Genomic DNA, 14,935 nt, shown 5'->3' with positions numbered 1-14,935 from the left:
GCATTGGCGGTTTTGCGGCCTCGGCGCAGATCCGATTCGTCCACCACGTCATCGTGCAGCAAGGTCGAGGTGTGAATGAATTCGATCACCGCGGCCAGCTTGACGTGCTGTTCGCCGCGATAACCCGCCGCGCCCGCCGCCAGTACATGCAGCATGGGGCGCAGGCGCTTGCCGCCGCCGGCGATGATGTGATCGGCGATCTGGTTGATCAGCACCACGTCCGAAGACAGCCGTTGCCGGATCAACGCATCGACCCGCTGCATGTCGGCGGCGGCAAGCCCGCGCACGGCGGCAAAGTCGGTGGCTGGGGTCACGGGGGTGGCTGGCATCGATTTCATGGACGATCGGATCCTTGGTTCGTCGTAATTATAGGGGGCGACGGCTGTCTGACGGTGGGTTTAGTGATCGAATGATGGCCGCGACATGCCGCCACAAGCCTTGCCGCAACATGCATCCGTATAATCGGTCCGATGCACGAGGCCTTGATGATTTCCCCTATGCGATTTTCCCGGTGAGCCAGCTTTCCCGTCTAGAGCGGCGCAGTGCGCTGACCCTGGCCTGTGTCATCAGTCTGCGGTTATTCGGCCTGTTTCTCATCATGCCGGTGTTCTCACTGTATGCGCAGAGCCTGCCCGATGCGACTCCCCTGCTGATCGGGATGGCCTTGGGCATCTATGGGCTGGGCCAGGTGCTGCTGCAGATTCCATTGGGGCTGCTGTCCGACCGTATCGGCCGCAAGCCGGCGATTAGCCTGGGCCTGGCGGTTTTTGCCATCGGTGGCCTGGTCGCCGCTTGTTCGCACAGCTTGCTGGGTATCGTGATCGGCCGGGCGCTACAGGGCATGGGCGCGGTGGCCGGCGCGGGCATCGCGTTGGCGGCCGACCTTACCGAAGAGCAAAACCGCAATAAGGTGATGGGGATTATTGGCGTATCGATCGGCGTGGCCTTTTTGCTGGCCTTGATCCTTGGGCCCCCGTTGGAGGCGATCGGCGGGCTTTCCGGCCTGTTCGCCGCGACGTCGCTGTTGGCGCTGGTGTCGTTGGCCTTGCTGTGGCTGATCGTGCCCACGCCTGAGCGGGCCAGGGCGCCGGCGGCGGCGACCTTTGGCGTGGTGCTGGCGATGATGCGCGATGGGCGCATGCTGGTGCTCAATGGCTCGGTGTTTTTTCTGCATGCCTTGTTGACGGCGAGTTTTGTCGGCTTGCCCTTGCTATTGACCGAGCGTTTGCAGTTGCCGGTTCATCGGCATTGGGAGTTGTATCTACCGGTGATGGTGATTGCGGCGTTCGTCATGGGGGCTTGTTTGCATCGCATGCGCGAGCTGCGGCAGAGCTTGCATATCGTCATGTTGTGTGTGGTGGCGATTGGCTTGGCGCTGATGGGTTTTGCGCTTTCCGGCGAGCATCTGGCGGCGCTGGGAGTGGCGGCGGCGGTGTTTTTCTCGGCCTTCAATTTGTTGGAGGCGGCGTTGCCTAGCCTGGTTTCTCGGCTGGCGCCGGCGGCGTTGCGGGGGGCGGCGATGGGGGCTTATTCCACTAGCCAGTTTCTTGGCGCTTTTGTGGGTGGGGCGATGGGTGGTGTCGCGTTGGGCCGGCTGGGTGCGGATGGGGTGTTTGTTTGTGCGGCGGCGTTGACGCTGGTTTGGTTGCCGTTGGTCTGGATGGGCGGGCGGCGTATTTCGGGGGATGTCTTGGTGGTGGCTGCGCGCTGAGTTTCACTCTGCCGAGAGTGTGTTGGGGCTGTTTACTCGCCTGAACTTAGGAGTGTGGTGCTCTGGTCGCCTGCGGCGGGGCTTCGAACCCCTGCCGGGGTCCGAGTCACTTTCTCTTGCGTGGCCAAGAGAAAGTAACCCAAGAGAAGGCCATCCCCGCTTGTCGCCCTTCGGGTGCGTGAGGGCTGGCCGGGCTTTTCGACAGGGCTCCTGCCCTGGCGAAAAGGCATCGACGTCCATGTCGATGCCCCTGCGGGCCTTGTCGTCCAGCCCTCACCGACGCACAGGGGACCCTGACGTCAAGGGCAAGATCAAAAGCAACTGCAACTGCAACTGCAACTGCAACTGCAGCCGTAAGCGTCGCGCGCGGTGTTCGCGTTGATTCTCGACCTTGCGGCTTTTACTCCTCCTCTGCGACCGAAGGGAGTCCCCTTTTTGGGACTTGCAGGGGAAGGTTGGGAGGGGGTAGCTTTTGCGGGCAGAGGTCCAGCGCGAAGCCCCGGCCGAGCCTTTGAATAGAGCCTGCTGGCCATGGGCCAGCGTCTGCGCATTGCAATGCTGGCCGGTCCTTATGATCATGGGTGCTGGCGGTCTGTCAGGCTGCGTCCAGGTGCTCCGATGGCCCACGAAATCATCGCTTTGATAGCCCAGTACGGATTGGTGCTGGTCTTTTTTAATGTGTTGTTGGCGCAGGCTGGGGTGCCGATGCCGGCGGTGCCTACACTGATTGTGGCGGGGGCGTTGGCGGCGAATGCGCAGCTGTCGCTGGTCGGTATTCTGGTTGCCGCATTGGTGGCCTGTTTGCTGGGTGACGTGGCTTGGTATGCGGCGGGGCGGCGTTATGGCGGTGGGGTGATGCGCACGATTTGCCGTATTTCGCTGTCGCCGGATTCCTGTGTAAAGCAGTCGCAATTGCGCTTTCAACGTTGGCGCGGGCAGGTATTGCTGTTCGCCAAATTCGTACCTGGGCTTTCCACCGTGGCGCCGCCGCTGGTGGGGGCGATGGGTTTGTCGCCGCTGAGCTTTTTGTGGCTCGATGGCGTGGGGTCGTTGTTATGGGCGGGGTTGGCGGTGGCGGTGGGTTACGCCTTTGCCGCGCAGATCGATCAACTGCTGGCGACGCTGGCCAGCGCGGGTACGTTGGCGATCGAACTGCTGGCGGTGTTGTTGGCGCTGTATATCGCGGCTAAGTGGTGGCAGCGTCGGCGGCTATTGCGTTCACTGCATATGCCGCGGATCACGGTGGCTGAGCTTTATCAGGCGATCGAGGCGGGGCAGGCGCCGATCGTGGTCGATGTGCGTCCGGCTGCGAGTCGATTGCTGGATGGCCGGGTTATCACGGGCGCCTTGCTGATCGATAGTGATGGCGTGCATCAGCTGGTCCAGGGCATTTCATTCGAGCGTGAGCTGGTCACCTATTGCCAATGCCCTAACGAAGTCACTGCGGCGATGGCGGCGAAAACCTTGTCCGCGATGGGTTATCGACGCGTGCGGCCATTACTGGGCGGGCTCGATGCGTGGGACGCCGCGGGTTATCCGATTGAACCACTGGCGCCGGTGGTGGCGGTCTTGGCGCACTGATCGTCAAGGCATGCAATCACGGTAAGGCATGGCTTGTCGGCCATGAGGCATCCGCCGGCATGGCGGGCCTATAAGGCGCATCGGTCAGCGTGCGAAGAAACGCCACGATGTCGTCTATTTCGGTTTCGGACAAGGCCGGCGACATGCCAGGGCGGCGGTTCATCGGCATGGTATTGACGTTGATATAGGCGCGATAGATCGGCGCGACATCGTCGAACTCTACCCCACCGTGATACCAGCGCCGAGGATCGATAGAGCGCGTGTTGTAAAACGCCACCGCATCGCGCAGCGTGCGAAATACCCCGTTATGCATAAAGCTTTGCCGTACCGCCACGTTGCGCAGGCTTGGCGTGCGCAGGTAACCGCACCATTGTCCGGGCTCGGGCCAATGCAGGCGTTGCGCGGTAGTGCACAGGCCATGGTCGAAATGCGCCGCGTCACGATTGGCGGGCAACGCCGGGTTGCGCGGTACGGCGATGGCGTCATAACCGAAGTCGGTGAATAGCGAACGCTCGGGCCGGCTGGCCGTATCGGACAGCGTATGGCAGCTCGCGCAGTTGCCTTTGTCCGGATCCTTGAACAGCGCCAGTCCGCGCATTTCCTGCGCCGACAAGGGTGTGCGGTGACGCAGGTAATCATCAAAGCGCGAGCTGAAGGGTGCCATCTCGTCACTTTGCAAATAAGCCTGCATGACCGCACCGAGCGCCTGCAGCAGTTGTTGCGGATCGCGTTGCACCGCGGGGCCAAAGCGCGCCGCAAGGGCTGGCGCTAACTCCGTGCGGTTGATCTTGCGCAGCAGGCTGGCCGGCGATGCGTTGTTCATTTCATCGGGGTCGAACAATGGGCCGCGAATTTGTTCGGCCAGGTTATTTGCACGGCCATCCGCAAATAGACCGCCAAACGGCGAGGCGTAGGGCGCATCGTCGTCTTGATAAAAATAGCGTTGCGGCACGTAGCGGACGTATAGCAACGACGGCGCGTTGCGCTGACTGAAGTGGCCCGGTCGGCCGCCCGGCGGCACGCCGTTGGCGACCAAGTTGGGGGAGAACGCGCGCGCCGGATCGTGGCAACGGGCACAAGCGGTGCCGGCCGGCTCCGACAATCGGGCATCGTTGAACACACGGCGGCCCAGCTCGGCCAAGACCGGGTCGGGCTGAAACACCGCGCTGCTCGCATCCGCCTTGGCGCTGACTTGTGCTGTGGCGCCGATCCATTGGACGACTGGCGTAGCCGCAGCACCTGGCAACAGCGAAACCGCCTGCGGCTCACTGGCCCAAGCCACGCTGGCGACAAGCACGCAGCTAAGTAGCAGCGCCAGCCGACGGCTTGCACAGGGTTGGCGCCAGCGCCTCATGGGGCGATAAAACCGCTCTTGTCACAGCTTAGATGGCTACCGCTCTGCATGCAGGTAGTGAGCAGCTTGCCGGCAGCGGCGTAGACCTTGATGGTCCAGCCATGGGCGGGGGCAGGGCGCCGTTCCATCAACATGAAACCGAAACTGTTGTGCTGCGCAATCTTCTCGACCACGGTGCCTTCGGCAGGCGCGGAGCCGATCGGCAATGGGTCAGGCAGGGCTACTTCGATGTTGTCGCCACCGTTGCCGGAAACTATCGTCGCCGGATGGCTGGACGCAAAGTCGATCGCCTGAAACGCATGTACGTGACCATGCAGGGCGAGCTGGATACCCGGCGGGTAATAAGCCAGCCCGTTCAAGCTGCGCATCACCGATTGCAACGACCGGTTGCCCGGCACCATTTGCGTGCCCACGACCGGTGAAAAAGCCAGAATCGGGTGATGGTCGGTAAAAATGCTGGTGCTGATGCCCGCTTTGCCGGCCAGTGCGGCGACGGTCTTGAACTGCTTTTGATAGATCTGAAACTGCGGATCTTCCGGCTTGAGTGCGATCTTGTTGGCTTTGGACGAATCGAACACGATCAGCTGCGAGCCCGCGCCAAGCGTAACCGCATAGGGCTCGGAATAATTGGCTTGCTCGTCGTTGACCGGGTCGTTGCACGAGCGTGCATCGTCGTACGGGCGTGGGTCGAGAAAACGAAACCAGCCCTGGCCTGCGCGCTTGCATTCCTCGTGATTGCCGCGCACAAAAATCCACGCCGCCTTGGCCAGCAACGGCGCCGCAGGCTTGAAGAAATCGGCCTCCCAGGCATCCCAGCCATAACCCCACGGGCTGTCGCGGCAGCCGTCGATATCGGCCGGGCAGGGATTTTCGCGATAGTGATAGTCGCCGATATGCAACACCAGGTCGGGCTCGAAACCCGTGGCGGTGGCGACCGTGGTGGTCAAGGGCCAGGCCGCGGTGTCATTGCAGGCTTGAAAGGCGTTATCGGCCTTTTTCATGCGGCAGCCGGTATCGGCCAGGACCAGGATGCGCTGTGGCTCGGCCTTGGGCAGCGGTAGTGGCCGCCCGGCCACGCTGGCCTGACGCGCATTGGCCGGCAAGCTGGCCTCGCACACCGAGAGCGGGAAAACCGAGGGTTTCGAGTCAGCCACCGCGCTGGCGGTGGGCCGCAGCGGCAGCGTGCCGGCCGCGACGCGTAAAGACATACGTGTGCTGGCGCCGTCCACCGTCAGCAATGGACACAGCGCATTGCCGCCCTTGGCGGTGCCAAACCGGGTAAGCACGCGTGCCATCGCCTGGCCGTTATCGCCAAGTTCCACCCATGCCGCCTGGAGGTTGGCCGCATTGCTGGCGGCATCGGCGAAAGGCCGCTGCTGGTGCTGGCAACCAGCCAGCATGCCGGTGGCGATCAGGGCGAGCACATAGTGTTTTTTATAAAAACTCATTACCGGTCCGTCGAGGCTTTCTGCTGCGTATCTGGCTGAAGGTACGTGACTGGGATGAAACAAAAAAGAAAGCCGGGCCAGCGGACAGGGCGCACGGCCAGGCCCGTCAGGCACATTGCTGTACTCGGACGTACACAGAAATTTTACGCGTTCTATACGCCCCCGCAGGAATTCGCTACCCCTTTCTTATGCGGCGATTTCTATAGTGCGCATCGTTGGTACACCACTTTGAGTCGGCACTATGGATGTCATCTACCTGTTGTTTTGTTTTGTCCTCAGCGCGGCCAGCATCGGATTTCTGATGGTCTGCGACCGTTTGGGTCGACGTCCCTGATCGCTGCATCTGCCATGTACGGCACGTGCACGTCCTTTTCCTAGTCATCACGTTTTCCCTGCAGGGGGTCCCCTCATGAACTTCGTCTACGTCGTGGCTACCGTCATCGCGGTGGCCCTGGCTGTCTACCTGTGCGTAGCCTTGCTTAAACCGGAGTGGTTCGAATGACCACGAACGATATTGTCCAGGTACTGATTTTCCTGGCTGTGCTTTTGTTGCTGGTGAAGCCGGTAGGCCAATACATGGCGCTGGTGTTTGCCGATACCCCGAACAAGGTCAATCGTGTCGGCCGTGGTGTCGAGAATGTCTTGTACCGCCTGGCCGGTATTCGCCCGGGCGACGACATGGGCTGGCGCCGTTACGCGCTGACCATGCTGCTGTTCAACGTGGCTGGCTTGCTGGTGGTGTATTTGCTGCAGCGTGTACAGCAATGGCTGCCGTTCAATCCGCAGCATTTCCCGGCGGTTTCGCCGGATTCAGCGATGAACACCGCCATCAGCTTTGCCTCCAATACCAACTGGCAGGGTTACGGCGGCGAAAGCACCATGAGCTACCTGACCCAGATGCTGGGCCTGGCGGTGCAGAACTTCCTCTCGGCGGCGACCGGTATCGCGGTGTTGATTGCGGTGATCCGCGGCTTCACTCGCCGTAGTTCGCAAAGCATCGGCAACTTCTGGGTCGATATGACCCGCAGCACGCTCTACATCTTGATGCCGTTGTCGTTCGTGATGGCCTTGCTGTTGGTATCGCAGGGCGTGGTGCAGAACCTCAATGGGTATGTCGACGTGCCGTTGACCCAGCACATCACCCAGGTCGAGCAGGTCAAGGACGCTGCCGGCAACGTGCTCAAAGATGCCGCCGGTCACGACGTCACCAAAGAGTCACCGATGACCGTGCAGACCTTGCCGATGGGGCCGGCCGCTTCGCAGATTGCGATCAAGCAGCTGGGCACCAATGGCGGCGGTTTCTTCAACGCCAACTCGGCCCATCCCTACGAGAATCCAACACCGCTGAGCAACTTCATCGAGATGTTGGCGATCTTTTTGATTCCTGGCGGTCTTTGCATCACTTTCGGCAGCATGGTGGGTGACCGGCGGCAGGGCTGGGCGATCCTGGCCACCATGTTGCTGATCTTTGTTCCGTTGGCATTCGCCGCGGTCGGTGCCGAGCAGGCAGGTAATCCGGCCCTGCATGGCCTGGTCGATCAGCAGGCTTCCACGCTGCAGTCGGGCGGCAATATGGAAGGCAAGGAAACCCGCTTCGGTATCGCCGCCAGTGGCTTGTTCACGGCGATCACCACGGCGGCCTCTTGCGGTGCCGTCAACAACGCCCACGACTCGCTTACTCCGCTGGGCGGTCTGGTGCCGATGTGGCTGATGCAGCTTGGCGAGGTGGTCTTCGGCGGTGTCGGTTCGGGGCTGTACGGCATGCTGGCCTTTGCGGTGGTGGCGGTGTTCATCGCCGGGCTGATGGTCGGCCGCACGCCGGAATATCTCGGCAAGAAGATCGAGGCGCACGAAATGAAAATGGCCAGCCTGGCCGTGCTGATTCCCTGTGCCCTGGTGGTGATTTGCACGGCGATCGCGGTGATGTCGCCAGCGGGTGTCGCGGGCATAGCCAACCCCGGCGCACATGGCTTCAGCGAAATGCTTTACGCGGTGACCTCGGCCGCCAACAACAACGGTAGTGCGTTTGGCGGGCTATCGGCGAATACCCCGTTCTGGAACGTCTTGCTCGGCGTCTGCATGTTTTTTGCCCGCTTCCTGCTGGCCATTGCGATGTTGGCCATGGCCGGTTCGCTGGCTGCCAAGCGCCACGTGCCGCCGTCGGGAGGCACCTTGCCGACGCATACGCCGCTGTTCGTGACCTTGCTTGCCTGTGTGGTGATTGTGGTGGGCGCGCTGACTTTCCTTCCGGCCTTGGCGCTTGGCCCCATTGCTGAATATTTGATGTCGGGACACTGATTCCATGAGTTCTCATACCCAAGCTGTCAGCAGCTTCAATCGTGAGTTGATTCTCACCGCAGTTGCAGATTCGTTCCGCAAACTGTCGCCGCGGCAGCAGTTTCGCAACCCTGTGATGTTTGTCGTATTCGTCTGCAGCGTGCTGACCACGCTGCTCTGGGCACAGGCGGTAGCCGGCCACGGCGAAGCCCCGACCGGCTTTATCTTCTGGGTCAGCATCTGGCTGTGGTTTACCTTGCTGTTCGCCAATTTTGCCGAGGCCTTGGCCGAAGGGCGCGGCAAGGCGCAAGCCGCCACGCTGCGCAGCTCGCGCAAAGACGTGATTGCGAAAAAGCTGGCGGGCCCGCAACGCGATGCCAAGGTCACCCTGGTGAAATCCAGCGACCTGCGCACCGGCGACTATGTGCTGGTCGATGCCACCGAGCAGTTGCCTGGCGACGGCGAAGTGGTGGTAGGTGCCGCCAGCGTGGACGAAAGCGCGATTACCGGCGAATCCGCGCCGGTGATCCGCGAGTCGGGCGGTGACCGCAGTGCGGTGACGGGTGGTACGCGGGTGCTGTCGGATTGGCTGGTGGTGCGTATTACCAGCAATCCGGGCGAGAGCTTTCTCGACCGTATGATCGCGATGGTCGAAGGCGCCTCGCGACGCAAGACGCCAAACGAGATTGCGCTGACCATTTTGCTGGCCAAGTTCACGCTGATCTTCCTGCTCGCTTGCTCGACCTTGCTGCCGTACTCGATTTATAGCGTGCAGGCCGCCGGCAAAGGCAATCCGATCACCCTGACCGTGTTGATCGCGTTATTGGTCTGCTTGATCCCGACCACCATCGGTGCGCTGCTGTCGGCGATCGGTATTGCCGGTATGGACCGGATGATCCGCGCCAACGTCATCGCCACCTCGGGCCGTGCCGTTGAAGCCGCTGGCGACGTCGATGTGCTGCTGCTGGACAAGACCGGCACGATCACCCTGGGCAACCGCCAGGCGGTGGCGTTCCTGCCGGCGCCGGGTATCGAAGAAAGCATTCTGGCCGATGCCGCGCAGCTGGCTTCGCTGGCCGACGAAACACCCGAAGGCCGCAGCGTGGTGGTGCTGGCGAAAGAGCGCTTCGGCTTGCGTGAGCGTCAGTTGGAAGCCGACCATGCCGTGTTTGTGCCATTCACTGCGCAAACCCGCATGAGCGGCGTGGACATCGGTACGCGTTCGATCCGCAAGGGCGCACTGGACGCGGTCGAGCGTGCCCTGGAAGCCAATGGCAGCCATCTGCCGCCGCTGGTCAAGCGCATGGCCGAAGACATCGCCAGGCGCGGCGCTACCCCGCTGATCGTGACCGAAGGTTCGACCGCGCTGGGCGTGATCGAGCTGAAGGACATCGTCAAGGGCGGTATCCGCGAGCGTTTCGCCGAAATGCATGGGTATCAAGACCATCATGATCACCGGCGACAACCCGCTGACCGCGGCAGCGATCGCCGCCGAGGCCGGTGTCGATGATTTCCTGGCCGAAGCCACGCCGGAGGCCAAGCTCAAGCTGATCCGCACGATTCAGGCCGAGAATCGCCTGGTAGCCATGTGCGGCGACGGCACCAACGATGCGCCGGCGCTGGCCCAGGCCGACGTGGCGGTGGCGATGAATACCGGTACGCAGGCCGCCAAAGAAGCCGGCAACATGGTCGACCTGGATTCCAATCCGACCAAGTTGATCGAGGTGGTGGAAATCGGCAAGCAGATGCTGATTACCCGCGGCTCGCTGACCACGTTCTCCATCGCCAACGATATCGCCAAATACTTCGCGATCATTCCGGCGGCGTTCGCTACCACGTACCCGGCATTGAACACGCTCAACGTGATGCGCCTGGCGACCCCGCAGAGTGCGATTCTGTCGGCGGTGATCTTCAACGCGTTGATCATCATTTTCCTGATTCCTTTGGCACTCAAAGGGGTGAAGTACCGCGCGCTTGGCGCGGGTGCGCTACTGCGCCGCAACCTGTTGGTATACGGCTTGGGCGGCATCGTGGTGCCTTTCATCGGCATCAAGTTGATCGACATGCTGTTGGTGTTGTTCGGTCTGGCATGACCTACACCCCTCACCCCTGTTTGCAGGGGGGGAGGTTGGGAGGGGGTGAACCCTCGCCGCAAGGCGCACCCCCGGCCCAGTCCTTCCCTGCAAACAGGGGCGAGGGTCAACCACTCTCAATAAGGTTTTCACCATGCAAACGCTAAAGCTTTCGGTTTCGCTGCCTGATGACACTCACCCGGATATGGAGCTGCGGTTATCAGCCAATGACTCGGCCTGCGATGTGGTCATCGCGCTACCGATGCAGCCAAATCGAACGGCTAGAGCAGCTCAGACGCCGGCAACCCAGACACCACGGGATACCGAGGCGCCTGGCGACAGCAACGACGATTACGTGCTCGGCGGCTATGCGGGCATTTGATCGGGCATGAAGCGTTTCAACGGCGGTTCGATCTAACGATTTCTCTACATGGCGTATCGCATCGTTCTGACCGAGCGGTGCGGGAGTCGATGCATGAAACGTCACCTGTTTGCGCTGACAGCGAGGCTTGCCGCGTCATACTTTCAGATGTTTATCGGAACACCAGCAGCGACATCCAGCCCAGCGAATCCCGCCGTGTCGGGGAAAGCCGTGGTTTTGTGATGCTACAGCGCAGGTTTTGATCCGAATCCGTTCAAGCTGACTTCTGTTCGATTTTTTTAAACCCGATTTCATTCAATACTTAATAAGCCCATGAGGCTTGCGGTCTAAAGGCTAGTTATGCAAATCAAAAAGACTCTTGTCATTGCCTGCCTGCTGGCGATGGCGCCGGCTACCAAGGTTTTGGCTGATGATGCCGCCCCGGCCGCCACGCCGGTGGCCAGCAGCGATTGCTCGCATGGTTTCGCGTCGCGCCTTGCCGCGGCCTATCGCGAAGACGCACAGCCCGCCGATCCGAACGCCGCAGCGCCCAAGCGCCGCGCGATGGAGTCGCCCTTCGATTCGGCCCCGTTCCCCTCGGCGGAATGGCAGCTCGGTGGCGTGGCTTATCCGATCGGCGTGCCGAACGAGAACTCGCAATATCCGCTGGAAAAAGCCATGGCCTGCACGCGCCTGGGCAAATGGATGCAGGACAACCGCATCGAGGTTTACGGCTGGATCAACCCGTCCTTGAACATGAGCTCGTCCAACCACACCAACTATCCGCTTTCCTATGCGACGCGGCCGAACCGATTGGAGTTCGACCAGTTCTTGTTCCGCATCGAGCGTCTGCCCGACACGGTGCAGACCGATCATGTTGACTGGGGCATGCACCTGGATCTGCTGTACGGCTACGACTACCACTACACCACCATGAAAGGCGTCTTCAGCAACCAGCTGTTGAACAACCCGGGCAGCAAGGCGTTGCCGGGCAAGACCATGGGTTATGACCCGATGCTGTTCTACGCCGACATCTATATCCCGTCGGTGGCGCAGGGCATGAACGTGCGCATCGGTCGTTACTTGTCGCTGCCCGACATCGAGGCGCAGTTTTCGCCGAACAATTACTTGTTGACGCATTCCATTCTGTACACGGTCGACCCGTATACCCAGATGGGTGTGATGACCACCACCAAGCTCAACGACCACTGGACCTTGCAGGTCGGTGTGAACGGCGGCAACGACACGGCCGTGTGGAACCACTCTGCGCGACCGACGCTGCAGGCGTGCGTGCGCTGGGTGTCGGCCGACAACAACGACATGCTTTACCCCTGCATCAATAGCCTTAACCACTCCGACTACAACTACAACAATATCCAGATGTACGTGATGACCTGGGGTCATCGTTTCAGCCACGACGTGCACATGCTGACCGAGGCCTATCGCATCTTCGGCCGCAATATCCCGGGTTATGGCCCTGATGGCATTCCAGGTGTGGCCGGCTCGTCACCGACGGCGGGCAGGGCCGGTGCTTTCGGTGTGGTCAATTACTTCAACGTCGAATTGAATCCGAAGAACATGATCTCGTTCCGCAACGAGTTCTATAACGACGAGAAGGGTCAGCGCACCGGTTTTGCCACCCGTTATTCCAGCCACACGCTGGGCCTGACGCACTGGGTTTCGCAAGACCTGGAGATTCGCCCGGAGATTCGCTACGAGCATTCGTATGACCTGGCGATTTACGACGGCGGCCGCAAGAACTATCAGGTCAGCGCGTTGATGGACGCCATCCTGCATTACTGAGCAGGCCGGTTTTATCGAGCCTGGTTTGACCAGGCTCGATGCAATCAGACCGGACCCAATCAGATCCGATTCAATCAAGCACGTTTCAATCCAGCACGTTTCAATCCAGTACTACCGAGATCCACGACATGAGCAAGCTCCTCCGCAATATTCTGGTCATGCTGTTGTTGCTGACCGTGATCACCGGCGTTATTTATCCGCTGGCGGTCACCGGCGTCGCACAGTTGCTGTTTCCCAAGCAGGCTAACGGCAGTCTGGTCGAGAAGGATGGCAAGGCGGTCGGTTCGAGCCTGATCGGGCAGTCGTTCACCGAGCCCAAGTATTTCTGGGGCCGTCCGTCTGCCACCACGCCGATGGCCAACAACGGCGCTTCTTCCACGCCATCCAACCTGGGGCCGACCAATCCGGCGCTGGTCGATGCGGTCAAGCAGCGTATCGATGCCTTGCACACGGCTGACCCGGGCAACACCGCGCCGGTGCCGGCAGACCTGGTCACCGCCTCCGGCAGCGGCCTCGACCCGGAGATCACCCCGGCGGCGGCGCAGTACCAGCTGGCCCGCGTGGCGCGGGTGCGTGGCATGAGCGAGGCCGATGTGCAGAAGCTGGTGGCAGCGGCAACCTCCGGGCGTCAGCTAGGCGTGCTGGGCGAGCCGCGCGTCAATGTGTTGCAGGTCAATCTTGCGTTGGATGCACAGCAAAAGCGTTAATCTGGCGGCGCGTTTGATTCCCGCTCCGTCAGGCCTCGCCTGGCGGAGCGATTTGCTGTTTGACCCCCTATGCCTTCCGGGTTGAGAAGGCGAATGCGTGGAGCGCGCCACTGATGACTGAACCCTCCCGCGAAGCCCGCGCCGATGCCTTGTTGGGCACCTCGTACGACGATCAAAACCGCAAGCTGAAAATTTTTCTCGGCGCGGCTCCCGGTGTCGGCAAGACGTTTGCCATGCTTTCGGCGGCGCGCGAGCTGAAGCGTCAAGGCGTCGACGTGGTGGTCGGCCTGGTCGAAACCCATGGTCGCGTCGAAACCCAGGCGCTGGTTGAAGGGCTAGAAGTACTGCCGCGGCGCAAGGTCAACTATCGCGGCAAAGACTTTACCGAGTTCGACCTGGATGCCGCGCTGGCCCGGCGCCCGGCGGTGTTGCTGGTCGATGAGCTGGCGCATCGCAACCTGCCTGGCGGCCGTCACGAGCGACGCTGGCAAGACATTGCCGAGCTGCTCGATGCCGGGGTCGAGGTCTACACCGCGCTCAATGTGCAGCATCTGGAAAGCCTTAACGATCAGGTCCGGCGCATCACCAATGTGACCGTGCGCGAGACCGTACCCGATGCGTTTCTCGATCGCGCCCGCGACATCGTGCTGGTCGACTTGCCGCCGCGCGAGCTGATCCAGCGGCTCAAGCAAGGCAAGGTTTATGTGCCGGAAACCGCTGCCGCGGCGCTGGATGCCTTCTTCTCGCCGACCAACCTGGGCGCCTTGCGCGAGCTGGCGGTGGATACCGTGGCCGGCCATGTTGACAGCGATTTGCGCGAACACATGCTGGCGCGCGGCGGGGTCATGCCGGTGCGTCGACGCGTGCTTGCCGCCATCGACGGGCATAGCCAGAGCGAATACCTGGTGCGCGTGGCGCGCCGCATCGCGGAGCGGCGCGGCTCGCCATGGAGCGTGGCCTTTGTCGATACCGGCGCCACCCTGGACAAGGCCCGGCGCGAGCGGGTCGATGCGGCGATGCGGCTGGCGCGGCGGCTCGGCGGCGACACCGTAGTGCTGCGTGGCCATGTGATTGCCGATGAGTTGATCGCCCATGCCGATCGCGACGGTGTCGGCCAGATCATCGTCGGCCGCACCCGCGAACGACCGGTAGTGAGTTTTTTTGGCCGCTCGCTGGTTCAACGCTTGCTGCGCCGTGGCGCGCACCTGGAGCTGACCATCATCGCCACGCCGGCGGAACGCGCGCAGGCACGCCGCCTGCTGCGCATGCCGGGCGGGCGAGGGCGGCGCGATGAGTACGCCTACGCCACCTTGGCCGTATCGATTGCGTTCGGGCTTTCCTTTCTCGCCGACCGTTATCTGTCGGTCGCCAATCTGTCGCTGATTTTTCTTACCGCCGTGCTGGTGGTGGCGGTACGTACCCGCATGGCCGTGGCCGTCTATACCGCCAGCATGTGTTTTCTCGGCTACAACTTCTTTTTTGCGCCACCGCGTTACTCCCTGACCATTGCCAGCCCGGACGATGTGCTGGCGGTATGCCTGTTCTTTGTCGCCGCCCTGGTGTGCAGCCGATTGGCGACCCGGTTGGCCAGTCAGGTCGAGTCGATGCGCGCGGCGCATGC

The 14,935-nt window shown here is 61.7% G+C and carries 11 protein-coding genes and 1 pseudogene; 9 read left to right on the top strand and 3 right to left on the bottom strand.

The features are described 5' to 3' along the window. The coding region (locus tag OUZ52_RS19485; protein ID WP_266160211.1) for a polyprenyl synthetase family protein at positions 1–329 on the bottom strand (329 nt) is incomplete at its 3' end. A gap of 182 nt (positions 330–511) precedes the next feature. Here OUZ52_RS19485 and OUZ52_RS19480 point away from each other — a divergent pair. Both OUZ52_RS19480 and OUZ52_RS19475 read left to right on the top strand, forming a co-directional pair. Then, positions 512–1,711 carry an MFS transporter gene (locus tag OUZ52_RS19480; protein WP_266160210.1) on the top strand — a complete coding sequence of 400 codons (1,200 nt, stop codon included), beginning with the start codon at positions 512–514 and terminating at the stop codon, positions 1,709–1,711. A gap of 618 nt (positions 1,712–2,329) precedes the next feature. Continuing rightward, positions 2,330–3,292, top strand: coding sequence for a VTT domain-containing protein (locus OUZ52_RS19475; RefSeq protein WP_266160208.1), 963 nt, complete (start codon positions 2,330–2,332; stop codon positions 3,290–3,292). A gap of 16 nt (positions 3,293–3,308) precedes the next feature. Here OUZ52_RS19475 and OUZ52_RS19470 read toward each other — a convergent pair whose 3' ends face one another. Further along, complete coding sequence (locus OUZ52_RS19470) at positions 3,309–4,646, bottom strand: cytochrome-c peroxidase (RefSeq protein ID WP_266160207.1); 1,338 nt, start codon at positions 4,644–4,646, stop codon at positions 3,309–3,311. After that, positions 4,643–6,094, bottom strand: a complete 1,452-nt coding sequence (locus OUZ52_RS19465; protein ID WP_266160206.1) for a metallophosphoesterase — start codon at positions 6,092–6,094, stop codon at positions 4,643–4,645. The genes OUZ52_RS19470 and OUZ52_RS19465 overlap by 4 nt, the downstream gene beginning before the upstream one ends. A 409-nt stretch (positions 6,095–6,503) precedes the next feature. Between OUZ52_RS19465 and kdpF the strand changes: the two genes are divergently transcribed. From kdpF to OUZ52_RS19430, 7 genes and pseudogenes are all read left to right on the top strand, one after another. Then, positions 6,504–6,596 carry a K(+)-transporting ATPase subunit F gene (gene kdpF / locus OUZ52_RS19460; protein WP_266160205.1) on the top strand — a complete coding sequence of 31 codons (93 nt, stop codon included), beginning with the start codon at positions 6,504–6,506 and terminating at the stop codon, positions 6,594–6,596. Further along, a complete protein-coding gene (kdpA, locus tag OUZ52_RS19455) occupies positions 6,593–8,392 on the top strand; it encodes a potassium-transporting ATPase subunit KdpA (RefSeq protein ID WP_266160204.1) in 1,800 nt (599 codons plus the stop codon). Before kdpF ends, kdpA begins: the two co-directional genes overlap by 4 nt. Before the next feature lie 4 nt (positions 8,393–8,396). After that, positions 8,397–10,464, top strand: a pseudogene (gene kdpB, locus OUZ52_RS19450) (potassium-transporting ATPase subunit KdpB). Between the two features lie 133 nt (positions 10,465–10,597). Next, positions 10,598–10,825 (top strand): hypothetical protein, encoded by a 228-nt coding sequence (locus OUZ52_RS19445; RefSeq protein WP_266160203.1) that lies wholly within the window; start codon positions 10,598–10,600, stop codon positions 10,823–10,825. A gap of 339 nt (positions 10,826–11,164) precedes the next feature. Then, positions 11,165–12,607, top strand: coding sequence for an outer membrane beta-barrel protein (locus OUZ52_RS19440; RefSeq protein ID WP_266160202.1), 1,443 nt, complete (start codon positions 11,165–11,167; stop codon positions 12,605–12,607). A 128-nt stretch (positions 12,608–12,735) separates the two neighbouring features. After that, positions 12,736–13,314, top strand: a complete 579-nt coding sequence (gene kdpC, locus OUZ52_RS19435; RefSeq protein ID WP_266160201.1) for a potassium-transporting ATPase subunit KdpC — start codon at positions 12,736–12,738, stop codon at positions 13,312–13,314. 113 nt (positions 13,315–13,427) lie between these two features. Beyond that, on the top strand, positions 13,428–14,935 hold a 1,508-nt coding region (locus OUZ52_RS19430; RefSeq protein ID WP_266160200.1), incomplete at its 3' end, for a DUF4118 domain-containing protein.

Origin of the sequence: Dyella silvatica (assembly GCF_026283955.1) — a bacterium.
GTDB classification, from domain to species: Bacteria; Pseudomonadota; Gammaproteobacteria; order Xanthomonadales; family Rhodanobacteraceae; genus Dyella_C; species Dyella_C silvatica.
The sequence above is the reverse complement of the archived record's forward strand: the minus strand, read 5'-3'. Positions and strand labels throughout refer to the sequence as shown.